The organism is Knoellia subterranea KCTC 19937 (assembly GCF_000768685.1).
Taxonomy (GTDB): domain Bacteria; phylum Actinomycetota; class Actinomycetes; order Actinomycetales; family Dermatophilaceae; genus Knoellia; species Knoellia subterranea.
This window is the reverse complement of sequence record NZ_AVPK01000003.1, coordinates 43,725-65,790: the sequence shown is the minus strand read 5'-3', so window position 1 is coordinate 65,790 and position 22,066 is coordinate 43,725. Positions and strand designations below refer to the sequence as shown.

Genomic DNA, 22,066 nt, shown 5'->3' with positions numbered 1-22,066 from the left:
CGTGAATCACGACGTCGTGCGCAAGGCCCCGCTGTTCGCGGCACTCGATGACGAGACCGCCGACAGCCTCATCGCGTCCATGACGCCCCAGCACATGGAGCGCGGTGACGTGCTCTTCCGCGAGGGCGATCCCGGCGACCGGCTCTATGTCATCGGCGAGGGCAAGATCAAGCTCGGCCGCTCGTCCGCCGATGGTCGCGAGAACCTCCTCGCCATTCTCGGTCCGGGTGAGATGTTCGGCGAGCTCAGCCTCTTCGACCCGGGCCCGCGCACCGCGACGGCAACCGCAGTGGCGGAGACGCAGATCGTCGGGCTGACGCACGAGCAGCTCAAGTCCTTCCTTGCCGAGCGTCCCGGTGTGGCTGCCACTCTGCTCGCCGCTCTCGCCCGCCGACTGCGCCGCACCAACGAATCGCTGGCCGACCTCGTCTTCACCGACGTGCCCGGCCGTGTCGCCAAGGCGCTGCTCGACCTCGCCGACCGATTCGGTCGTCCCGTCGACGGCGGCGTCATGGTGAGCCACGACCTCACTCAGGAGGAGCTGGCGCAACTCGTCGGCGCCTCCCGCGAGACGGTCAACAAGGCGCTCGCGGACTTCGCGACCCGCGGTTGGCTCAAGCTCGAGGCGCGCGCCGTCCTCGTCCTGGACATGGAGCGCCTCCAGCGCCGCGCGCGCTGACCCCGCTCAGTCCCAGCGCACGCCCAGGTAGTCCAGCTGGGCACGAATGCTCATGCGTGCCGCCGGCCACACGGTCGGCGGCACGTCTGCGTAGACCCGCGTCAGCACGCCCTCGACCGGGTCGGCTTCCTGCGCCGCGCCGTCGGTGAGGGCCTGTCGGACCTGGTCGAGGCGTTCCTGCCGGTGGGTGCGATAGAACTCGACCATCGCGTTGGCGTCCGGCACCACGGGACCGTGGCCGGGGAGGATGCTGGTCACCTGGCCGTTGCCCGTCAGGTTCGCCAGCCTTTCCAAAGACGCAAGGTATGCCGCGAGCTCACCATCCGGGTGCGCGACCACCGTGGTGCCCCGGCCGAGAATGGTGTCGCCGGTGAGGAGGGCGTGGTCGGCGGCGATCGCGAACGACACCGAATCCTTGGTGTGACCCGGGGTGGCGACGACGCGGATCTCGAGTCCGCCGGCCGTGATGACCGAACCGTCTGAGAGGTCGTCGTGGCCGCGGCCCACCGCGCGGATGCGACTGCCGGTGAGCTCGGCGAAGCGCGGGGCGGCCTCGGCGTGGTCGTGGTGTCCGTGGGTGAGGACGGTCTGGGTGACACGGGCGCCGGCATCGACCACGTGCTGGACGACCCGCTGGAGGTGGCCCTCCTCGAGAGGGCCGGGGTCGATGACGACGGCCTCGGTGCTGCCCGGCTCCAGGAGGATCCACGTGTTCGTGCCGTCGAGAGTCATGGGGCCCGGGTTCGGCGCGAGGACGCAGTGCGCCCGGGTCGTGATCTGCCCTCCGGCCCAAGTCTGCTCCGTCATCCCCCCACCCTGCCACCCGCCCCGCCAGTCGGTGGCGTGGTGGCCACAGGCCGGCCGCCGGACATGCAGTGCGACAGCAGGCCGGGCCGCCGGACATGCAATGGCCGGCGAGTTCCTCTACGAACTGCGTTGGTCACACACAACCCCAACCCCACTTGGGCGAGCACTGCATGTCCGGCGGCACAGGCGCCGGCGACCACTGCATGTCCGTTGGCAGGCACCGACCCAAGTGTCGCTTGCTCAAGCGGCGTCGCGGAACCTGTTGGGCGGTGAGCTCGGCGTTCCGCCTTCCCGCAGCACCAGCCACGACCTGAGGACCCACCGGACCCACTCCTGCTCGAACATCACGTCCTCGTAGGCAAAGCGCAGCGACGCCCACCCCCAGATCGCGAAGAGCGCGTGCCGCCGGCAGTCACGTCGCAGCCCCTTGCGCGTGCCGTGGGTCTCGTAGCCCTCGGCCTCGACCACGAGCCGCAGTTCCTCGCTGCCGAGGTCCACCTTGGCGTACAGGCCGGGATCCGCCACCTCCAACTGCGGCGTCAGCTCCAGCCCCACCTCGATGGTGAGGGCTCGAAGCACGGACTCGAGCGGGTTCGCCGCTCTGCCGTCGGCATGCTTGGCCACCCGTCGGGCAGCGACAGCTCCGGGACCCTTGAGCACGAGAGCAGCGCACTCCAGGTCGGCCTTGTCGACCTTGCCCGAGCGCAGCGCCGAGTCGGCTACGGCGAGCCCTTCGTCGAAGGGCAGCGTGCGGGCGCAATCGAGAACGGTGCGCAACGGCGACGTGACGCCCGCCTTGATCTCACCGAGCTCCAGCACGGCCCAGTGCGGCTCGAAGCCTCCTTGGTGCTCGGACCGCAGCCGACGGCGGCGTGGGAAGGTCAGCTGCGCCGTCTCGGGGACAGTCTTGACCTTCCAGCCATGTTCCAGGGCAGCGCTGAGGTGGGATTGCGCGGCCTTGCGGGCGTGGGCCAGGCGCCGGTGCTCGCCGACGGACGGCAGCGCGTAGCGCCCCTTGCCGGCGCGCTCCACCTCACCCGCGGCCGTGGCGGCCGCGATGGCCCGGCGCGAGTGGTGCTTGCGCAGCTCCTTGGTCGTCGCGCAGCCACCCAGACGGGTGAGAGTGCTGGCGACGGACATGGCCCCAGCCTTGCGCATTCCGCCGAGGCGCCCGGGCCGTCATCCACAGGGGCGCTCGGGCGCGTACCGGCCGACATGCAGTGGTCCACGGCGTCCGCACCGTTGGACATGCAATGGACCCGTCAGGCGCCCAGAGAAGCCGGCAGCCACGCACGCAGCTCAGCGACGCACGGCACCTACTGCATGTCCGGCGGCACACAGCCACGGCACTACTGCATGTCCAGCGGCCCGGGCCAAGTGCTGGGTCAGGGGATGTCGGAGCGCATGACGAGGCGGTCGCCGAGGTCGACGAGCTCGGGTGACACGGCCGTCAGCGCGGGCTGATCGGCGAGGAAGTCCGCCACCGACCCGAACGCAGCCAGTTGCTCGAGCATGACCACCGTCGGCGGCAGCATGACCGCACGACCTTCGCTGTATGCCGTGAGGAGACTTCCCGGGAGAACCCAGGCGTCGTGGTCGGTCTCGCCACTGTCCCCCACGGCCGATTGACCGGACGGCATGGCCGCGGCGAAGAACCACGTGTCGTAGCGGCGCTTCTCGAACGGTGGGGTGATCCAGTGAGCTCGGGCCACGAGGTCAGCAGTCGACAGCCGGAGTCCACACTCCTCCTCGACCTCGCGAATCGCGGCTGCCACCAACGGTTTCGCATCGTCGATGCCGAGCTCCATTCGCCGCGCCAGAGCCTCCACGGCAACGTCGTCCAACTCAGCCGACGCGTCGGAGGCATCGACTCCACCGCCGGGGAAGACATACATCGACGGAGCGAACGCCATCGTCGAGACCCGTCGCTGGACGAAGACCATCGGCCCGTCGGAGGAGTCGCGCACGACCATGACGGTGGCGGCGCCCCGGGGCACGAGGGCCTCACCGGGGGACGCCAGCCACGCGCGCGCATTCTCGACCCACGCATCGGAGCGGGGCGCGGGGAACTCGCGCAACGGCATACGAAATCCTGTCCTTGACTGTCCAAGTGGGTGACTTCGGGACGGACCGTCGTCGACCGCCCAATGGGGCGACTTCGGGACGCGTCAGTCGGCGATGTGGACGATGATCTCGACCTCGACGGGTGCGTCGAGCGGGAGCACCGCGACACCGACGGCCGAGCGGGCGTGGATGCCGCGGTCGCCGAAGGCCTTGCCGAGCAGTTCGCTCGCGCCGTTGATGACGCCGGGCTGACCGGTGAACGCCGGGTCCGAGGCCACGAACCCGACGACCTTGACCACGCGCTCGACCTTGTCGAGGTCGCCCACGATGGACTTGACCGCAGCGATGGCGTTGAGCGCGCAGAGCTGCGCGAGTTCCTTGGCCCGCTCAGGAGTCACGAGGCCCTCGCCCTCGCCCACCTTGCCGGCGTCGGCAAGGGCACCGGACACCATGGGCAACTGGCCCGAGGTGAAGATGCGCGACCCGTCCTGAACGGCGGGGACATAGGCGGCCACTGGCGCGGCAACCTCCGGCACGGACAGACCCAGCTCGGCCAGGCGGTCCTCGACTGCACTCATGGTCAGGCTCCCTTCGGACGCTTGAAGTAGGCGACGAGACCGTTGCCGTCCGGGCCGGCGACGACCTGCACGAGCTCCCAGCCGTCCTCGCCCCAGTTGTCGAGGATCTGCTTGGTCGCGTGGATCATGAGCGGCACGGTGGCGTACTCCCATTTCTGCATGCTGCACACCCTAGTGCCGCCCCGCAATAGGGTGGACCCGTGCCCTCAAGCCGCCTGCCTGCCGAGTTCGCGAACGCCCGGCTCCACGTCGTCACGGGCAAGGGTGGGGTCGGCAAGACGACCGTCGCCGCAGCCCTGGGACTCGCTCTCGCGAGCACCGGCAAGCGTGTCCTCGTCGCCGAGGTCGAGGGGCGGCAGGGGCTGAGCCAGACGTTCGACGTCCCACCGCTCGGCACCGAGGAGGTCCGACTCGTGAGCCACCCCGGGGGTGGCGAGCTCTGGGGGCTCAGCGTTGATGCCAAGGCCGCCCTCCTCGAATACCTCCAGCTCTTCTACAAGCTCGGTCGGGCCGGCAGCGCCCTCGAGAAGGTCGGCGCCATCGACTTCGCCACGACCATCGCCCCGGGCGTGCGCGACGTCCTGCTCATCGGCAAGGTCTATGAAGCCGCCGGGCGCCCCCGCGGAGGTCGCGGCAAGGGTGGGTCCAAGGCGGGCGACCGGCACTACGACGCCGTCGTCCTCGATGCGCCGCCGACGGGCCGGGCCGTGCGCTTCCTCAACGTCAACGAGGGAGTCGCCGACGTCGCCAAGATGGGCCCGATCAAGTCCCAGGCGGACTCGATCACCCGGATGCTGCGAGACCGGAGGACGCTCATCCACATGGTCACCCTCCTCGAGGAGATGCCGGTGCAGGAGAGCCTCGACGGCCTCGCCGAGCTCAGGTCCGTCGGCCTCCACCTCGGCGCGCTCATCGTCAACCAGGTTCGCGAACCCCACCTCACCGCCGCCCACGTGAGCCAGCTCGCCGAGGCGGACGACGAGCTCGACGCCCTCCTGCGAGAGGAACTCACCACGGCCGGGCTACGGCCCACCAATCCCATGGTGAAGGGCCTGATCGCCGAGGGGCGCGGCCACGCCCAGCGCCTGGCCCTGCAGGACGAGATGTCGGAGGAGATCGCAGCGGCCGGCCCGCCGGTCCTCACGTTGCCGACCCTCTCCGGTGGCCTCGACGACGGAGGTATCGCCGTCATCGCCGACGAACTCGCCGAACAGGGACTCGTCTGATGGCGGCCCGCACCACGCCCGAGCACGCCCGCCTCGACGTCGACGCGCTCCTCGCGGACGAGAGCGTCGGCATCATCGTGTGCTGCGGTTCCGGGGGCGTGGGCAAGACGACGACAGCTGCGGCCCTCGGCATCCGGGCAGCCGAGTCCGGTCGCAAGGTCGTCGTCCTCACCATCGATCCGGCCCGGCGTCTCGCACAGGCCCTCGGCCTCACCGAACTCGACAACACACCGCGCCCGGTCGCCGGGGTCGACGTCAGCAACGGCGGTTCGCTCGACGCGATGATGCTCGACATGAAGCGGACCTTCGACGAGGTGGTCGAGGCCCACTCCACCCCCGACAAGGCCGCCCAGATCCTCGCAAACCCCTTCTATCAGGCGGTGTCGAGCTCGTTCGCGGGTACGCAGGAATACATGGCCATGGAGAAGCTCGGCCAGCTCCGGGCCCAGGCCGACAGCGAGGGGACGTGGGACCTCGTCATCGTCGACACGCCCCCGTCCCGATCCGCGCTCGACTTCCTCGACGCCCCGAAGCGCCTCGGCTCCTTCCTCGACGGCCGCTTCGTGCGTCTGCTCATGGCCCCGGCCAAAGCGGGTGGCCGCGCCTATCTCAAGGTCTTCAGCGTCGGCGTGGACCTCGCGCAGCGCACCCTGAGCCGGGTCCTCGGCGGTCAGATGCTCCAGGACGTGCAGACCTTCGTCGCGGCGCTCGACACGATGTTCGGCGGATTCCGGGAGCGCGCCGACGTCACCTATGCGCTGCTCAAGGAGGACACGACCGCCTTCGTGGTCGTCGCATCTCCCGATCGGGACGCCTTGCGTGAGGCGGCCTTCTTCGTCGATCGGCTGGGAGATGAGGGTATGCCGCTCGCTGGAGTCGTCGTGAACCGTCTCCAGTCGCTCGGGGCGGCTGCACTGTCGGCGGCTCGAGCGGAGGAGGGTGCCGAGCAGTTGGCCGAGGAAGGTGGGGAGGACTCCCTGACTGCTGCCCTGCTGGGCCTGCACGCCGACCTCGCCGCCGTCGCCGCCCGGCAGCAGGCGGTCGTGACGCGCTTTGCCGCGTCACACCCGGAGGTCGAGATGACCACCGTTGCCGCGGCTGCGACGGACGTCCACGACCTCGACGGGTTGCGTGAGATCGGCGAGTTGCTCGCCTCCCGCTGACGTCACGGGCGTCGGCCACGCCGCCGGGGAGTGGCCCCGGCGAGGTTCGTCGGGAGAGTCTGGACACACGAAACCGGGCCGGTGCCTCGAAGGCGCCGACCCGGCATACGCACAATCAGGAAACTCAGACCGGCGGACGGCCCATCGTCTTGCTGAGGACCTCACGCCAGGAGCGGACGCCGGGGTGACGGCGGAGCAGCGCGCGACGCTCACGCTCGGTCATGCCGCCCCAGACACCGAACTCGGTGCGGTTGTCGAGAGCGTCGGCGAGGCACTCGAGAGCGACGGGGCACTCGCGGCAGACGACCTTGGCGGCCCGCTGCTCCTTGCCCTGGACGAAAAGGGCGTCCGGGTCGGTGCCAACGCAGGTGCCGCGGGTCGACCAGTCCGAGGTGCTCTGGGTGAGTGGGGCGGTGATGGTCATGCGACTGTGTCCTTAGGGCTGAAGGCCATTCCCTCCCGAATGGCGCTACAGGAAAACTAGGCAGTGGACGAGAGGGGCACCATGACGAATACGGGGACTAGTCACATGACTCAAAAGAACTAGTCAATATCTAGGCCCGTCACGTCTCCCCTCCGCACGGAGGTCCGGCCCAACGCTTGCGGGGGGCCTCTGATCTTCGCGGGTTACCCTGCTGGTATGGAAGGTCGCGCGCAGAATCTGCCCCACGTTCTTCGACTCCTCATGGGGCTCGTGGTCCTCGGCGTGCTCATGGGCCTGCTCATGGCCGGCCTGGCGATCCCCGCGATCGGTGCGGGCGGCAGCGCGACCAACAGCGGAGTCAAGTCGTTCAACGAGCTCCCGAGCGAGTTCTCCATCTCGCCCCTGGCGCAGCAGTCGAAGATCCTGGACGCCAGTGGGAAGCTCATCGCCAACCCCTACGACGAGAACCGCATCATCGTCCCGCTCAAGAGCATCTCGCCGTGGATGCAGAAGGCCCAGATCGCCATCGAGGACTCGCGCTTCTACGAGCACGGCGGCCTCGACGTGCGCGGCTTCACCCGGGCGATGGTGTCGAACCTGTCCAGCGGCGACGTCCAGGGTGCCTCGACCATCACCCAGCAGTACGTCAAGATCACGCTCCAGGAGAACGCGCTCCGGGCCGACGACAAGGAAGCGGCCAAGAAGGCCACCGAGAAGACCTACACCCGCAAGCTTCAGGAACTGAAGTACGCCCTCGACGTCGAGCGCAACTACACCAAGGACCAGATCCTCGCCGGCTACCTCAACCTCGTCTACTACGGCGACCTCGCCTACGGCGTGGAGGCCGCCAGCCAGAACTACTTCGGCATCCCCGCAGCCAAGCTCTCGCTCGTGCAGGCCGCCCTGCTGGCCGGGATCGTGCAGCAGCCGGACGCGTTCAACCCGGTGAAGAACCCCAACGACTCGCAGGCCCGACGCAACGTCGTCCTCGACCGCATGCAGGCGCTGGGCGTCGCCACACCGCAGGAGGTCGCCGCCGCGAAGAAGGTCCCGGTCAAGAGCATGCTCGGCAACCGCAAGCCGCCGAAGGGTGTGTGCCAGCGATCGAGCGAGCCGTTCTTCTGCGCCTACATGATGGAGTACCTCCAGAAGTCGCCGCAGATGGCCGTGCTGGGCAAGACCCCGCAGGAGCGCCTCAAGAACATCAACCAGGACGGCCTGACCATCAAGACGACGCTGGACCCGAAGCTCCAGGCCTCGACGATGAAGGAACTCACCCGCGCTGTCCCCGTGGGCAACAAGAGCAACCTCGGCGCAGCCTCGACGGTCATCGAGCCCGGCACCGGCAAGATCCTCGCGATGGCGCAGGCGACCGACTTCGGCTCCAGCCAGGTCAACCTCAACGCCGACCACAAGTACGGCGGCAGCATCTACGGCTACCAGTTCGGATCGACGGCCAAGATGTACGCCCTTGTGACGGCACTCGAGTCGGGCATGCCGCTCGACGGCACGATCGATGCCCCGAAGGCGGGACCCGGCAAGCCGTACTACTTCAGCCCCAAGGAAATGAAGGACAAGTGCAACGCCGACTCCCCGTGGCCGGTGTCGAACGACTACACCAGCGGTGGCGTCATGCCGTTGGCCGAGGCGACGGCCGAGTCCATCAACACGGCCTTTGCCCAGCTCACCATTGACCTCGGCGGCTGCAAGGTCCGCGACACGATGACGCGCATGGGCCTGCACACCGGTGACGGCTCGCCGATCAACCAGCAGATCTCGTCGATCACTCTCGGAGCGGGCACGACCACGCCGATGACGATTGCCGCCTCCTACGCCACGCTCGCCGCCCGCGGCAAGTACTGCGAGCCGACCCCGATCGCCTCCGTCACGTCGTCGGACGGCAAGGAGATCAAGATCCCTCCGACGACGTGCAAGCAGGTCGTCCGAGCCGACATCGCCGACGGGGTCAACCAACTGCTGCGCGGCCCGCTCGAGGACAGCCGCGGCACCGCGGAGGGTGCGTGGAAGGGGGCGGGCCCGGCCGCAGGCAAGACCGGAACGACGGACAACCACAACCAGTCCTGGTTCGTCGGCTACACCCCGTCCCGCGTCGCCTCCGTGTGGATCGGCAACGTCAAGCCGGCCAGGGCCAACGGTCAACTGCTCACGCTCAACCACAAGTGCTTCAACGATTACGGCTGCAAGGCCAAGGTCTTCGGTGGCACGGTGGCCGGTCCCGTCTGGGGCAAGATCATGAAGGCCGCCATGGTCGGTGTGCCCGTCAAGAGCTTCACAGCTCCGTCGCAGGCGGTCCGCAACGGCAACTACATCCCCATCCCCGACGTCACCGGTGACAGCGTGGGCACCGCCACGGACAAGCTCCGGGCCGCCGGGTTCAAGGTCCGGGTTGGCAGCCGTGTCGACAGCAACATCCGCGAGGGGCGCGTCGCCCGCACGAGCCCGGGCACACGCGCGATGAAGGGCGGCACGGTCACGCTGCTCATCTCGCGGGGTTACACACCGCCGGTCCAGACGAGGCCGACGACGTCCGATCCCAAGCCGACGGTCATCACGCCCCCGACGCGACCCACGACCAAACCCAACCCCAAGCCGACCAAGCCGCCACGACCTCGCGGCTGAGACCCCGCGGCTGACCAGCCGGAGCATGCACGAGGGGCCGGAGTGACATCACGTCACTCCGGCCCCTCGTGTCGCGCGAGCCTCGCCGGCCGCGTCAAGCCGTTGATCAGCCCGCGAGGACCCGCTTGACGATCGCAGCGACCCGGCCGCCGTCGGCACGCCCGGCGATCTCGCCCTGCGCGGCCTTCATGACCTGACCCATCTGCGCCATACCGGACGCGCCCGTCGACTCGACGGCCGCACGCACGATCCGCTCGAGCTCGGCATCGTCGAGCTGCTTGGGGAGGTAGGCCTCGAGGACGACCAACTCGGCGTCCTCGATCGCGGCGAGTTCGGTGCGGCCGGCATCGGTGTATGCCGTCGACGCCTCCTTGCGCTTCTTGGCCTCCTTGGCGATGACCTTGAGGACCTCGTCGTCGGTGAGGTCCTTGGCCTCGTCACCGGCCACTTCGGCGTTCGTGATCGCGGTGAGGGCCATGCGGAGAGTGCCCGCGCGGACCTTGTCCTTGGCGCGCATGGCGTCGTGCAGGTCGCTCTGGAGCGTGCCCTTGAGAGTCGTGTCGGTCATGGCCCCAAGTCTCGCACCCGGCGTCAACCGGGATACTGGAGTGATGACCTCGACGACCGGAACTGTCATGCGGACCCTCGCCGGCCTGACCGCGGCCGGAGTGGCCGGCGTGGCCTACGCCGGGCTCATCGAGCGCAACCTCTTCACGGTGCGGCGCTTCGAGGTGCCGGTGCTTCCGCCCGGAGCGGCACCCGTGCGCGTCCTCCAGGTCAGCGACCTGCACCTCGTCCCGCGACAGGAACGCAAGATCGAGTGGGTCCGCGGACTCGCTTCTCTCGCACCGGATTTCGTCGTCAACTCAGGCGACAACCTGGCCGCTCACGACGCCGTCCCCGGCCTCCTGCGGGCCATGGAGCCGCTGATGGACTTCCCCGGCGCGTTCGTCCTCGGGTCCAACGACCGCTTCGCCCCCGTGAAGAAGAACCCGGCGCTGTATCTGACCCGAAGCCACGCCCGGCCGCCCAGGGAACCTCGCGGTGACCTCCCGGTCGAGGATCTCGTGGCAGGTCTGCGCGAGGGTGGGTGGCACGACCTGGACAACGCGCGGACCACCGTCGCGATCGGACCGCACCGCGTGGAGCTCGTCGGGGTCGACGACCCGCACATCGAACTCGACCGGTATGCCGTGGTGTCGGCTCCCGCTGCCACGGACGTCGCGCTGACGCTGGGTCTCGTGCACGCGCCGTACCAGCGCGTCCTCGACGCGATGACGGCCGACGGCGCCGGGCTCATCCTGGCCGGGCACACGCACGGAGGTCAGCTGGCCGTGCCGCTCTACGGCGCACTCGTGACGAATTGCGACCTCGACCGGGGCCGGGCCAAGGGCGTGTCGCGATGGTGGCCGGGCGCGGGAGGCGACGCGCCCACGCAACCGAGCGACGCGGCATACCTCCATGTCTCTGCGGGTCTCGGAACGTCTCCGTACGCTCCGGTCCGGTTCGCGTGCCGTCCCGAAGCGACCCTGCTGACGCTCGTCGGACGCTGATCCCGCCCGAATGGCGTATCCGATTTCGGAAGCGGGCCGGGCGTCGGCTATCCTCTGGTGTCGCTGCCTGCAAGGGCGGTGACATGCCACGGGGTGTGGCGCAGCTTGGTAGCGCGCTTCGTTCGGGACGAAGAGGTCGCAGGTTCAAATCCTGTCACCCCGACCATTTTTTCTGAGGGAACAGAGGCCCCTTGCCGGTGACGGCAGGGGGCCTTCGTCATCCCCTCACGCCTCCTCCGGCAACCCGTCGGCCCAGTAGTCGAACGTCTGGGTCACCCAGAAGACCGCGAAGGCCACCAGCAGCACGACCTCGACCCACAGCACCCACTCGGTCGGGGTGCCCCCACCGAAGAACTGGTCGACGATCACGAGCACGACGGCCACGGCGAACGTCACGGCCATGACTCCTGCCACGGCGCCATAGATCGCGCGATACGACTTTGCTTCCCTCGTCGGCTCCGCACCCGGCGCTGCATCTCGTCGCTGGGTCGCCCGCCGCGCGTTGACGTACGCGACGCCAGTGATGAGTCCGAAGAGCGGCACGGCGGCTCCGAAGTGGGCGCCACCGAGGAAGGAGTCGCGGGCGAGCGTGAACCAGCCGAGGAAGGCGAGCCAGATCAGGGCCGCCGCCACGAAGCCGATGCGCGTCCCCCGCGAGGTCTCCGGTCGACGCAGGATCGTGACGGCGCCGAGCCCGAGCGCGAGGAGTCCCAGGCCCACGAGGCCCCACACGTTGTTGACAACGGACGGCACGAATTCCGTTGGGACAGAGCACTTCCGGTCTGGATCGCAGGGCGCACCACCGTCACCGCGAGGTGTCGGCACGAACGCCACCACGGGAGCCAGCATGCCGGCGATGTTGAGGGCGGAGTCCTCGAATCCACGCCGACCGACGATCGCCGCGAGGCTGATGCCGATGGCGACGAGCGCGCCGACGAAGACACTCCGCGCGGGGGTGTAGTAGTACGCGCTGATCGAGCCGAGGTGCTTATTGGCCTCAAGCCCGGTGAGCCGCTCCAGCCAGACACAGCCGAGCAGGAGCAGGACGAGGCCCACGAGGCTGAGCCGCAGATATCGATAGGTCCGGACCGCCGCGCTCGCACGCACTCGCGGCGGGGTGATGGTCGGTGTCGCAACAGTCGTGGAGGGCATCAGTGGTCTCCTTCCGGGCAGGTGTCACCTGAGAGGAGTGTCCACCCGCCCGCCAAATACCTGTGGGTATGCCGTCCGCCCACCTTCCACTTCTTGCCCTCCTGCGACAGGGCGACGGGGCCTACGGCCCTGAGCCGGTCCCAGGAGGGCAAGAAGTGGGTTCTCAGGTGTGGCCGACGGAGGCGCGGAGCTCGGAGAACCACTCCACCGAGGCGTCGAAGGCCTTTCCCCCGGCCACCCGGGGGAACTCGATGGCACGCAACTCGCCACCGCGCTCCTCGTCCTCACCCACGAGACCGGACTCGCCCCGGAGAGCTGCGTCAACGGCATACTCCGTGCACGTCCGGATGAGCGCGAGGTCCTCGTCGTTCGCGGCGGCGGAGCGGGAGAAGTAGCCCGACTTCTGGACCATGACCTTCTCGGCGCCGAGCAGCTGCGCGAACTGCTTGCCGAACCAGGCGCCGGGGTTGACCTTGTCGAGCTGGACGTGCCCGAAGGGGTCGACCGGGACCTCCTGCCCAGCCGCTTCGAGTTCGGCGACGACCTCGGCGACGCCCGCGCCCTCGGACAGGAAGATGTTGACGCAGCCGATCTCGTCCATGACCGCGCGCAGACGTGCCGACTCGCCAGCGAGGTCGATCGGCAGCTCCGGCACGAAGACGGCGTGGACGTCCCAGCGGCGCGCATCGAGGCCGATGCCCGGCAGCCACTCCTGCTCACCGACCCAGGCGTGGTGGCGGCGCGCGGTCTCGGCGGTGAGCCACCCACAGTGACGGCCCATGACCTCGTGGATGATGAGCATCCGCGGGTTCGACGAGTGCTCGGCGAGGACGTTGCGGGCAAACATCGCACCCTGCTCGGCCGCCGTCCACGCCCCGAGCGACTGCCGCACCGGGACGATGTCGTTGTCGATCGTCTTGGGGAGTCCGACGACCGTGAGGGGGTAGTCGTTCTCTGCGAGGTATGCCGCGAGGTCGGCTGCCGTCGTATTCGTGTCGTCACCCCCGATGGTGTGGAGGACGTCGACGCCATCTGCCGTGAGCTGTTCGGCCGCGACGTGGAGCGGGTTCTGCCCCTCCTGGACGAGGCCGCGCTTGACGCAGTCCGCGACATTGGTGAGCTTGACCCGGCTGTTGCCGATCGGGGAGCCACCGAAGCGGTGCAGGAGGCCGGCACCGGCCCGGACCTCAGGGGTCACCTCGATCGAGCGGCCCGTGAGCAGGCCGGCATACCCGTTCTGATAGCCGATGATCCGCACGTCGGGAGCGACCTGCGTATAGCGCTCGATGAGCCCGCCGACAGCGGAGGACAGGCATGGTGCGAGGCCGCCGGCGGTGAGCAGGGCAACGGTCTGAACAGGCATGGCCACAGTGTGTCAGTGTGACCGGCGCCATATCGGGCTCCGCCCGAAGGATGGACGGTCAGCGGTGAACCGTTCGATCGCGTCGCGCTCAGCCTTCGCAGGGACGCATCACCGTTGCTGGCGGGTCCTTGCGCTGCGCCTGTGGCTTGGGCAGCTCGGCCACGGGGGTGACGCCCTCGAACTTGTTGCCGAGGACGACGTCGATCGTCATGTTGTCGCGGGAAACCTCGGCGAGGCGGGCACCCTGGATGTGCCGGGCCACCTGGGCCGCCGCGAGGTCGGCGTCCGGACCGTGCCGGACGACGGCGACGTCGTCGGGCAGAAACGACCGGTCGGGGTCGTTGCCCTGCTTGCCGACCGTGAAGCCACGCGCCTTGAACTCGGCGAGCGTCGACTTGGCCAACCCGGGTCGCCACGTCGCGTTGTAGACGTTGACGGTGTAGGACTTCTGCGCCGGCGGCTTCGGCGGCGGTGCCGGAAGCATCGACGTGAATTCGGCGCCGATGACGAACGAGATCGAGGTGCCCGCGCGACCGTCATTCTCGAGTTCGGCCCCATTGATCGTCTGGGCCGCGAGCAGCGCCTGGTCGAGCCCGGCCTTGCCGTGGTAGATCGTTGCGGGACCGGCGACATAGAGCGAGCGCGGCGCCGACGACGTCTCGACGACGTTGAAGCCCCGACGGGTGAGGTCACGGCCGACGTCGTGGGCGGCGCCATTGATGCCGGAGGCGTTGAGGACCTTGATCTTGAAGGAGTTCGCCGCGGGAGCGAGGACCTTGACCGGCTGGCAGGCCTGCGCCGGCGGCTCACTCGACATGAGCCCGGTGCCGTAGGCGGTCGCGATGCTGGCCGTGCCGAGGATGACGGCCGGGATCGTGATGAAGGCCGCGAGGTGACGGAACTGGTAGCGACGCCAGATCTGGTCGTCGGAGAGCTCCTCCTGGGAGCGGGCGCGCTCGAGCAACTCCTTGTGGACCGTGTCCCGGGTCCTGCCGACGCTCCGACGGGCGAGGTCGCCTGCGGCCTGGGCCGCGCGAGCAGGGAGCGGCGAACGCTCCGGCTCCGAACCCTGCTTCCTGAACACCCACGCCTCCTCAGCGCTCGACCACCAGCGGTCCCACTACCGCCACCCGAATTTCACCATGAGTCACACAAGTCACACCAGTAACACGCCGAACCTGTCACCCGATCGAGACCACGCCATCCCGAGCCCCGGTCGGCTGGCTCGTGGCGTACCCGAAGACCACTGACGTCCACGTGCAGGGGCACAGTCACACGGGAAGGTGGCCACAACCTGTCCACGAGGTCACGTCCACGTCACTTCGGGCGTGTCTTCCGGCGTGTCGGGCACGCGAGGGCGACCAACCGGGATGCGGCACGGTGCCGACGTCGGTGAGCGGCGCCCTCAGAGGGTGGCCGCCACCAGCTCCGCGGTCTGGAGCATGTTGAGCGCCGCACCCTTGCGGAGGTTGTCCCCGCACACGAAGAGGTCGAGGGTCCGGGGGAAGTCGATCGCCTGACGCATCCGGCCGACGAATCGCGGGTCGGCCCCGACGATGTCGACGGGCGTCGGGAAGTCGCCGTTCTCGGGATCGTCCATGACGACGACGGCGGGCGCCTCGACGAGAGCCTGCCGCGCCTTGTGCACGTCGATCGGCTTGGCGAACGTCGCGTGCACCGACACCGAGTGGGTCGAGACCACCGGCACCCGGACGCACGTCGCGGACACGCGCAGGTCCGGCATCCCGAGGATCTTGCGGGTCTCCTGCCGGATCTTGGACTCCTCCGAGCTCCACCCGTCCCCGACGTGGGATCCGGCGAACGGCAGCACGTTGAGCGCCAGCGGACCCCCGAACATGCTCGGACCCAGCTCGTGGTCGATGGCCCGACGCACATCACCCGGACGCATCCCGAGCTCGCGGTCGCCCGCGACCACGGCGATCTCGTCGTGCAGCCGCGACATCCCCGCCCGCCCGAGACCCGACGCGGCCTGGAAGCTCGTGACGACGAGCTCGGTCAGCTCCCAGTGCGCGTGCAGGACGGCGAGCACGTCGATCATCGTCATGACCGTCGCGCCGGGGTTGGCGATGACGCCCTTGGGGCGGTCCGACACGGCCTCGGGGTTGATCTCCGGCACGACGAGCGGCACGTCCGGGTCGCGGCGGAAGGTCGGGCTGTTGTCGATGACGACGACACCACGGTCGGCGGCGAGATTCGCCCACTCCGCCGAGATCTCCGGCGGCACGTCCACGACGGCCACGTCGACACCGTCGAAGAACTCAGGGGTCAGGGCCTGGACGACGAGGTCCTCGCCGGCCACCCGGCATACCGAACCGACGTCCTCGGCCCCAGCGGCAAGGCGCACCTCACCCCAGATGTGGCGGCGAACGGCGAGCACGTCCAGGAGGACGGTGCCGACCGCTCCCGTCGCCCCGACGATCGCGAGGGTGGGTGCGGTGGTGGCCGGGGGCGAGCTCGCGGGAGCGTCTTTCATCACGGTGTTCATGGGATCAGCGGCACCTGTGCGAGACCTGTCAGCGGCCCGTGCCGGCGTAGACGACGGCCTCGCCATCCTCACTGTCGAGCCCGAAGGCCGAGTGCACCGCGCGGACGGCCTCGTCGAGGAGCTCGCTGCGCGTCACGACGGAGATGCGGATCTCCGAGGTCGAGATCATCTCGATGTTGACGTCGGCGTCGGCGAGCGCCTTGAAGAAGGTCGCGGAGACACCCGGGTTGGAGCGCATGCCCGCACCCACGAGGGAGAGCTTGCCGATCTGGTCGTCGTACTGCAGCCCGCTGAATCCGACCGCCGACTGGATCGCCTGGAGGGCCTCCATCGCGCCCTGCCCGTCGGTCTTGGGCAGCGTGAACGAGATGTCGGTGAGGCCCGTGTCGGTCGCGGACACGTTCTGCACGATCATGTCGATGTTGGCCTCGGACGCGGCGACGGCCTGGAAGATCTGGGCCGCCTTGCCCTTCTGGTCGGGCACACCGACGACGGTGATCTTGGCTTCGCTGCGGTCGTGCGCGACGCCGGCGATGATCGGGGCTTCCACGGCTTCTCCTTCAGAACCCTGCTGACCGGGCTGGTCGGTGACGATGGTGCCCTCTTTCGGCGTGAAAGAGGAGCGAACGTGGATGGGAATGTCATAACGACGCGCGTACTCGACGCTGCGCAGGTGCAGCACCTTGGAACCGCACGCCGCGAGCTCGAGCATCTCCTCGGCGGAGATCCGGTCGATCTTGCGGGCCTTGGGGACGATGCGCGGGTCGGCGGTGAAGACGCCGTCCACGTCGGTGTAGATCTCGCACACGTCGGCCTTGAGTGCGGCTGCGAGCGCGACGGCGGTCGTGTCGGTGCCGCCGCGACCCAAGGTGGTGATCTCCTTGGTCGTCTGGCTCACGCCCTGGAAGCCGGCGACGATGACGACGTGGCCCTTGCCGAGCGCCTCGGTGATGCGGCCCGGGGTGACGTCGATGATCTTGGCCTTGCCGTGGACCTCGTCGGTGATGACGCCGGCCTGGCTGCCCGTGAACGAGCGTGCGCTGATGCCGAGGTCGTGGATCGCCATCGCGACGAGCGCCATGCTGATGCGCTCACCGGCGGTCATGAGCATGTCGAGCTCGCGCGGCGGGGGCAGCGGGCTGACGTCCTGCGCGAGGTCGAGCAGCTCATCGGTTGAGTCACCCATGGCGGAAACTGCGACGACGACGTCGTTGCCGGCCTTGCGCGTCTCGGCGATGCGGCGCGCGACGCGCTTGATGCTCTCGGCGTCGGCAAGCGAGGAGCCGCCGTACTTCTGGACGACGATGGGCACGTGCACTCCCGGGCGGTGGGGATCGCGGGGTCCGCGGGTGGTCGCCAGCGAGTCTAACGAGCCGTTTCGCCGCCCGAAATGACGCCCGTATGCCGGTCCGTCCCTTCCCGACCCGCCCCAACTTTTGCTCCCCATGAGAGATCGTGATGGGTCCGGAGGCTTACGTGCCCTCCGGACCCTTCACGTTCCCTCCGGTCGGTGCGGGGGTCGGGGCTGCGGTCGGCTCCGGCGGTCGCGCCCGTCAGGTCGCGCGGGCGGCGCGGAGGGTGTCGACGATGTCGGCCAGGCGCATCGTCTCGTCCGCGGTGAGGTGTGCGCCGAGCTCAGTGAGCACGTCGGGCAGCTCGTCACGCGAGTAGTCGCGGTGCTCCGTCGGCCGGTCCGGACGCCGAACCGAGACCCCGTCGAGGCTGAGCGTCGTCACCTTCGACGCACCGTCGGCGTCGCGCCCAAACCGCGTGCACATGAGGGTCGAGCGGAAGTGGGTGCGCGGGTGCGTGCTCGTCCAGTGGTGCCCCATCTCGACGTCGACGGGCTGCACCGGGAGGTCGTCCATGGTGTGCATGTACTCCCACTCGCCGTGCACGAGCCGGTCGAGCGCCCACGACCGCCCCTCACTCACGCGGCGCACCCGGTGCCGCCACCCCGAGTGGACCGCCTCCCCACCGTCGACGAGCGGGATCGGCCCGAGTGGCGGGCGACCGATCCCTGGGTCGACCATGAACTGGCCACCATCGAGGTCGACGACGAGCACGAAGTGGGTCCGTGGCGTCGTCGCGACCTCACCCACCCGCGCAAGGTGACGCGTCACGGCATACCCCAATCGTTCGAGAACTGCACCGAAGAGGGTGGCGTGCTCGAAGCAGTAGCCGCCCCGTCCGCGACCGACGAATTTCTCCTGCACCGTCTCGAGCGCGACTCCGGGATGCGTGCCGAGCAGGACGTCGAGGTTGTCGAACGGGAAGGTCTCGGCATGCGCCGTCTGCAGCCGCTCGAGCGCTGCGAGTCCGGGCTCCTCGACAGCCCCACCGGTGCGCGCGAGGTAGGCCTCGAGGTCGAGTCGGTCGACGGTCCAGGGATCGGTCATGCGTCGATCACACCACCTCAACCGCACCTGAGATCCAATCGTGAGTCAAAGGCGATTCGGGTATGCCGCCCGCCCGCCTAGGTTGTCCGTCATGAGTTCTGCGGACGGCGCGGTCGCGAACGGCGGAGGGATCGTCGTCGAACGAGTCCATCGCGCCTTCGGCGACGTCGTGGCGGTCGACGACATCTCGCTCGTCGCGCGCCCGGGTGAGGTCACCGCGCTCATCGGACCCAACGGTGCGGGCAAGACGACGCTCATGCTGATGCTCGCGACTCTGCTCGTGCCCGACGACGGGTCGATCACGATCGACGGCTACTCCCCCGTGGACGACCCGCGTGAAGTGCGGCGGCGGATCGGGTGGATGCCCGACGGCTTCGGGACGTGGGACGCACTGACGGTGCGCGAGGTGCTGCACACGATCGGTGCGATGTACGACCTGGGAGCTGCGGAGTCCCGCATTCGAACGGACGAGGTCCTCGAACAGGTGCACCTCGCCGACCTCGCGGACCGGCGCGCTCGGGTCCTGTCGCGCGGTCAGAAGCAGCGGCTCGGTATGGCTCGGGCCCTGCTCCACCGGCCGACGACGTTGATCCTCGACGAGCCAGCATCGGGCCTCGACCCCCGCAGCCGGATCGAGTTGCGCGACCTCCTGCGCGGTCTCGCCGCGTCCGGAACGACGGTGCTCGTGTCGAGCCACATCCTCACCGAGCTCCAGGAAATGGCCGACCGTGCGGTGATCGTGTCCCGCGGCCGGAGCATCGAGAGCCAGGCCGTCGACGGCGCGACCCCGGTGGCCCGCACGTGGCGGGTCGCGGCACTCGATCGCGGCCGACTCGTCGCGGCCCTGCGCGAGGTCGGCGCCAACTGGAACGACGCGGGGACGGCTGTGGATGTTCTGCTGGAAGGCGACCCACAGGCAGCCGAGCTGCTCGCACGGCTCGTCGAGAGCGGGGCGGGCATCACGGCATACGCGCCTCTGCACGGGGAAATGGAAGCCGCCTACCTCGCAGCGACGGAGGACCGGCAGTGAACGCCCGCCGACTCTGGACCGTCGCGCGGCTCGAATTGGTGCAGCGCGCGCGGACGTCGCGCTGGCCGCTCGTGCTCGGTGCGTGGTTCGTCATCATCGGGCTCGTGACGTTCGCGTCGTGGCGGGCCGTGCGCGAGAGCAACATCTCGTCGGGGCCCTCGCTCTATGACGTCACGACCTTCTTCGTCCTCGCGCTCGGCATGCTCGTCGTCCCATCACTCACCGCAACGACCGTCAACGGTGACCGCGAGCACGGCGTCCTCGCGACCGTCCAGACCACACTCGTCACGTCGTGGGAGCTCGTCCTCGGCAAGCTGCTCGCGTCGTGGCTCGTGTCGCTGTGCTTCCTCGCGACGGCGCTGCCGTTCCTCGCGTGGGCATGGATCGAGGGCGGGCTGTCGATCGGGCGCGTGTTCCTGTCGCTGCTCGTGCTCGTCCTGGTCCTCGCCGTCGTCGCCGCGGTCGGGCTGATGTTCTCGACGCTCACGGCCCGACCGGTCGCGTCGGCCGTGCTGACCTATCTCACACTCGCGGCGTTGGTCTTCGGATCGCTCATCACCTTCCTGTTGGGTGCGGTGCTGCTCACTGACAGCGTGACCGTGCGCGTCAACGGAGTGCCGGAGAGCTATTGGGCAGCCCAGACCGAGCCACCCGTCGAGGGCGCCGAGCCGCCGGCCAACGGCGGAATCCCGCAGCCGACCCAGGCCGACTGCGACGTGTTCACCCGCACCCAGGACGTCTCCCGCACCGACCGGTTGTGGCCGTTGCTCGCGGTGAACCCGTTCGTCGTCGTGGCCGATGCCGCCCCGTCGCGACTGGCCGACGGGGGCACGTTCACGGGCGGGTTCACGCCGATGCGCTGGATCAGCGACGGCTCCCGCGACGCCAAGGCGGGGCCGCGCGACGGTGACGACGTCGTGGACGAGTGCTCCTATCTCGCGCCCGCCGGGTCGACCCCGAACAGCTCGGCCATGACCGACGACGCGTTCGAGCGGGCCCAGGCTGCGCGTGACGCGGCAGCCCTGGAGCGGCGCAATGCCCATCCGGTGTGGCCGTGGGGTCTGGCATTCCTCGTCGCGCTGGGGCTGGTCTCCGTGCTGGTGGCCGAACGTCGGGTGCAGACGCCTGTGCGGCGCCTGCCGAGCGGCACCCGGATCGCCTGACGGTCTTTTCCCGGTCAGGGGTGGAGGGCGTCGAACTCCGCCTCGGACACGGCGTCGGCGTCGGCATCGAGCCGGACGTGCGCGAGCAGGGCCTGAAGGACCCGCAACGCACTGGCCGCGCGCTCGCCCCAGTCGGACAGATAGCTGAACTGCCACCACCACAGGGCCTCGAGGATCCGGCCTTCCTCGTGGTGACGGAGGCCGTGGGCCAGGGCGCCCGCGATGACTGTCAGGTCGTTGGAGAGCGAGCCCGTCGTGAGCTCCGGCTCGGTGACCGGGTCGACGACATCGGCGTACTCGTCGAGCCCTTCGAGCAGGTTGGTCAGGTTCTCGCGCAACGGGTCGAGCTCGACGTCCGGGCCGGGGTCGGCCTCGAAGCGGTCCTCCGGAACGATGTCCTCGATCGCGCCCAGCCGAGCTCCCATGAGGAGCACCTGCGAGAGGGCGAGCAGTCCGAGCGGCAACGCGGCGGCCGGGTTGGCACCGGAGGCGATGTCGGTGACGGTCGTGAGGTAAGTGCGCGCCTCGGCGGCCGAGTCGGCGGCGAGGGCCTGAAGGTCCGAGAGCGTGTCCGCGGTGGGCGCCTGGCCCGCATCGGCGGTGGACGGTGTTGCGTCGGGGGCGGTCGTCGGGTCAGGCATCGAGCAGTCTCCGTCCTTCGAAGGCGCGGCCGAGGGTGACCTCGTCGGCGTACTCGAGGTCGCCGCCGACGGGCAGCCCGGACGCGAGCCGGGTGACCTTGAGGTCCATGCCCTTGAGGAAGCGGGCGAGATAGCTGGCGGTGGCCTCGCCCTCGAGGTTGGGGTCGGTGGCGATGATGATCTCGGTGACCTCTCCGCTCGCGAGGCGCGTCATCAACTCACGGAAGTGCAGGTCGTCGGGACCGACGCCATCGATGGGGCTGATCGCGCCACCGAGCACGTGGTAGCGGCCACGGAACTCACGAGTCCGCTCGATCGCCACGACGTCCTTGGGCTCCTCGACGACGCAGATGCTCGTGGCGTCGCGCCGCGGGTCGGCGCAGATCCGACACTGCTCGGCCTCGGCGACGTTGAAGCAGGTCGCGCAGAACCGGACCTTCGCCTTGACCTGGACGAGCGAGTCGACGAGTCGCTGGACGTCGACGGCATCGGACTGGAGCAGGTGGAAGGCGATGCGCTGCGCGCTCTTGGGTCCGACGCCCGGAAGTCGGCCGAGTTCGTCGATGAGGTCCTGCACTGCGCCTTCGTACACACCTTGAGCCTAGGCCACGGGGCCGACTCCAGGACCGGGCGCGGCCTTCTCGGCACCGTGTCCTCGGCTGCCGCCGCGAGACGACC

22 protein-coding genes and 1 tRNA gene are annotated in these 22,066 nt (G+C 69.2%); 8 read left to right on the top strand and 15 right to left on the bottom strand.

Annotated features, from left to right (window positions below; genetic code table 11):
- Nucleotide 1: 1 nt before the first annotated feature.
- Entirely contained in the window at nt 2-679 is a 678-nt protein-coding gene (locus N803_RS06310; protein ID WP_035903539.1) for a Crp/Fnr family transcriptional regulator, read from the top strand.
- A gap of 6 nt (nt 680-685) precedes the next feature.
- Here N803_RS06310 and N803_RS06305 read toward each other — a convergent pair whose 3' ends face one another.
- The 5 genes from N803_RS06305 to sp36 form a co-directional block, all read right to left on the bottom strand.
- The gene (locus N803_RS06305; RefSeq protein ID WP_035903536.1) at nt 686-1,486 is read right to left on the bottom strand and encodes an MBL fold metallo-hydrolase; all 801 of its coding nucleotides are present in this window, start codon (nt 1,484-1,486) and stop codon (nt 686-688) included.
- Between the two features lie 240 nt (nt 1,487-1,726).
- A complete protein-coding gene (locus N803_RS06300; protein ID WP_035903933.1) occupies nt 1,727-2,626 on the bottom strand; it encodes a DUF559 domain-containing protein in 900 nt (299 codons plus the stop codon).
- 245 nt (nt 2,627-2,871) lie between these two features.
- Nucleotides 2,872-3,570 (bottom strand): NUDIX hydrolase, encoded by a 699-nt coding sequence (locus tag N803_RS06295; protein WP_052111921.1) that lies wholly within the window; start codon nt 3,568-3,570, stop codon nt 2,872-2,874.
- An 84-nt stretch (nt 3,571-3,654) separates the two neighbouring features.
- Nucleotides 3,655-4,128, bottom strand: coding sequence for a RidA family protein (locus N803_RS06290; RefSeq protein ID WP_035903535.1), 474 nt, complete (start codon nt 4,126-4,128; stop codon nt 3,655-3,657).
- 2 nt (nt 4,129-4,130) lie between these two features.
- Nucleotides 4,131-4,289: a Sp36 family protein gene (gene sp36 / locus N803_RS18240; protein WP_156969677.1), complete on the bottom strand. Its 159-nt coding sequence runs from the start codon at nt 4,287-4,289 to the stop codon at nt 4,131-4,133.
- 39 nt (nt 4,290-4,328) lie between these two features.
- Here sp36 and bagA point away from each other — a divergent pair, with 39 nt between their 5' ends.
- Entirely contained in the window at nt 4,329-5,354 is a 1,026-nt protein-coding gene (gene bagA / locus N803_RS06285; protein ID WP_052111920.1) for an ATPase BagA, read from the top strand.
- A complete protein-coding gene (gene bagB, locus N803_RS06280; protein WP_035903532.1) occupies nt 5,354-6,517 on the top strand; it encodes an ArsA family ATPase in 1,164 nt (387 codons plus the stop codon). The genes bagA and bagB overlap by 1 nt, the downstream gene beginning before the upstream one ends.
- Before the next feature lie 124 nt (nt 6,518-6,641).
- Here the strand turns inward: bagB and N803_RS06275 are convergent, their stop codons facing one another.
- Nucleotides 6,642-6,941 (bottom strand): WhiB family transcriptional regulator, encoded by a 300-nt coding sequence (locus N803_RS06275; RefSeq protein ID WP_035903530.1) that lies wholly within the window; start codon nt 6,939-6,941, stop codon nt 6,642-6,644.
- 216 nt (nt 6,942-7,157) lie between these two features.
- Between N803_RS06275 and N803_RS06270 the strand changes: the two genes are divergently transcribed.
- Complete coding sequence (locus tag N803_RS06270; RefSeq protein WP_035903528.1) at nt 7,158-9,581, top strand: penicillin-binding protein; 2,424 nt, start codon at nt 7,158-7,160, stop codon at nt 9,579-9,581.
- 106 nt (nt 9,582-9,687) lie between these two features.
- On the opposite strand, the gene N803_RS06265 is transcribed toward N803_RS06270, so the two are convergent.
- Nucleotides 9,688-10,149, bottom strand: coding sequence for a GatB/YqeY domain-containing protein (locus N803_RS06265; RefSeq protein WP_035903524.1), 462 nt, complete (start codon nt 10,147-10,149; stop codon nt 9,688-9,690).
- Between the two features lie 43 nt (nt 10,150-10,192).
- On the opposite strand from N803_RS06265, the gene N803_RS06260 reads away from it, so the two are divergent.
- Nucleotides 10,193-11,134 (top strand): metallophosphoesterase, encoded by a 942-nt coding sequence (locus N803_RS06260; protein ID WP_035903930.1) that lies wholly within the window; start codon nt 10,193-10,195, stop codon nt 11,132-11,134.
- An 89-nt stretch (nt 11,135-11,223) separates the two neighbouring features.
- Nucleotides 11,224-11,300: transfer RNA gene (locus N803_RS06255), tRNA-Pro, on the top strand.
- A gap of 59 nt (nt 11,301-11,359) precedes the next feature.
- Here N803_RS06255 and N803_RS17375 read toward each other — a convergent pair.
- The 6 genes from N803_RS17375 to N803_RS06225 all read right to left on the bottom strand — a co-directional run bounded on the left by N803_RS17375 (nt 11,360) and on the right by N803_RS06225 (nt 18,554).
- On the bottom strand, nt 11,360-12,286 hold the full coding sequence (locus N803_RS17375; RefSeq protein ID WP_052111918.1) for a hypothetical protein: 927 nt from the start codon (nt 12,284-12,286) through the stop codon (nt 11,360-11,362).
- A gap of 163 nt (nt 12,287-12,449) precedes the next feature.
- Nucleotides 12,450-13,649 carry a pyrophosphate--fructose-6-phosphate 1-phosphotransferase gene (locus N803_RS06245; RefSeq protein WP_035903927.1) on the bottom strand — a complete coding sequence of 400 codons (1,200 nt, stop codon included), beginning with the start codon at nt 13,647-13,649 and terminating at the stop codon, nt 12,450-12,452.
- Between the two features lie 88 nt (nt 13,650-13,737).
- Nucleotides 13,738-14,733: a LytR C-terminal domain-containing protein gene (locus N803_RS17370; protein WP_052111917.1), complete on the bottom strand. Its 996-nt coding sequence runs from the start codon at nt 14,731-14,733 to the stop codon at nt 13,738-13,740.
- A gap of 321 nt (nt 14,734-15,054) precedes the next feature.
- Nucleotides 15,055-16,155: an aspartate-semialdehyde dehydrogenase gene (locus tag N803_RS06235; protein WP_245617051.1), complete on the bottom strand. Its 1,101-nt coding sequence runs from the start codon at nt 16,153-16,155 to the stop codon at nt 15,055-15,057.
- 28 nt (nt 16,156-16,183) lie between these two features.
- On the bottom strand, nt 16,184-17,467 hold the full coding sequence (locus N803_RS06230) for an aspartate kinase (RefSeq protein WP_035903523.1): 1,284 nt from the start codon (nt 17,465-17,467) through the stop codon (nt 16,184-16,186).
- Nucleotides 17,468-17,708: 241 nt separating this feature from the next.
- Nucleotides 17,709-18,554, bottom strand: coding sequence for an arylamine N-acetyltransferase family protein (locus N803_RS06225; RefSeq protein WP_035903521.1), 846 nt, complete (start codon nt 18,552-18,554; stop codon nt 17,709-17,711).
- 91 nt (nt 18,555-18,645) lie between these two features.
- Between N803_RS06225 and N803_RS06220 the strand changes: the two genes are divergently transcribed.
- A complete protein-coding gene (locus N803_RS06220; protein ID WP_052111915.1) occupies nt 18,646-19,584 on the top strand; it encodes an ABC transporter ATP-binding protein in 939 nt (312 codons plus the stop codon).
- The gene (locus N803_RS06215; protein ID WP_052111913.1) at nt 19,581-20,747 is read left to right on the top strand and encodes an ABC transporter permease; all 1,167 of its coding nucleotides are present in this window, start codon (nt 19,581-19,583) and stop codon (nt 20,745-20,747) included. Before N803_RS06220 ends, N803_RS06215 begins: the two co-directional genes overlap by 4 nt.
- Before the next feature lie 14 nt (nt 20,748-20,761).
- Here N803_RS06215 and N803_RS06210 read toward each other — a convergent pair whose 3' ends face one another.
- A complete protein-coding gene (locus N803_RS06210) occupies nt 20,762-21,388 on the bottom strand; it encodes a DUF5063 domain-containing protein (RefSeq protein ID WP_035903518.1) in 627 nt (208 codons plus the stop codon).
- A complete protein-coding gene (gene recR, locus N803_RS06205; RefSeq protein ID WP_035903515.1) occupies nt 21,381-21,980 on the bottom strand; it encodes a recombination mediator RecR in 600 nt (199 codons plus the stop codon). Before recR ends, N803_RS06210 begins: the two co-directional genes overlap by 8 nt.
- Nucleotides 21,981-22,066 lie beyond the last annotated feature (86 nt).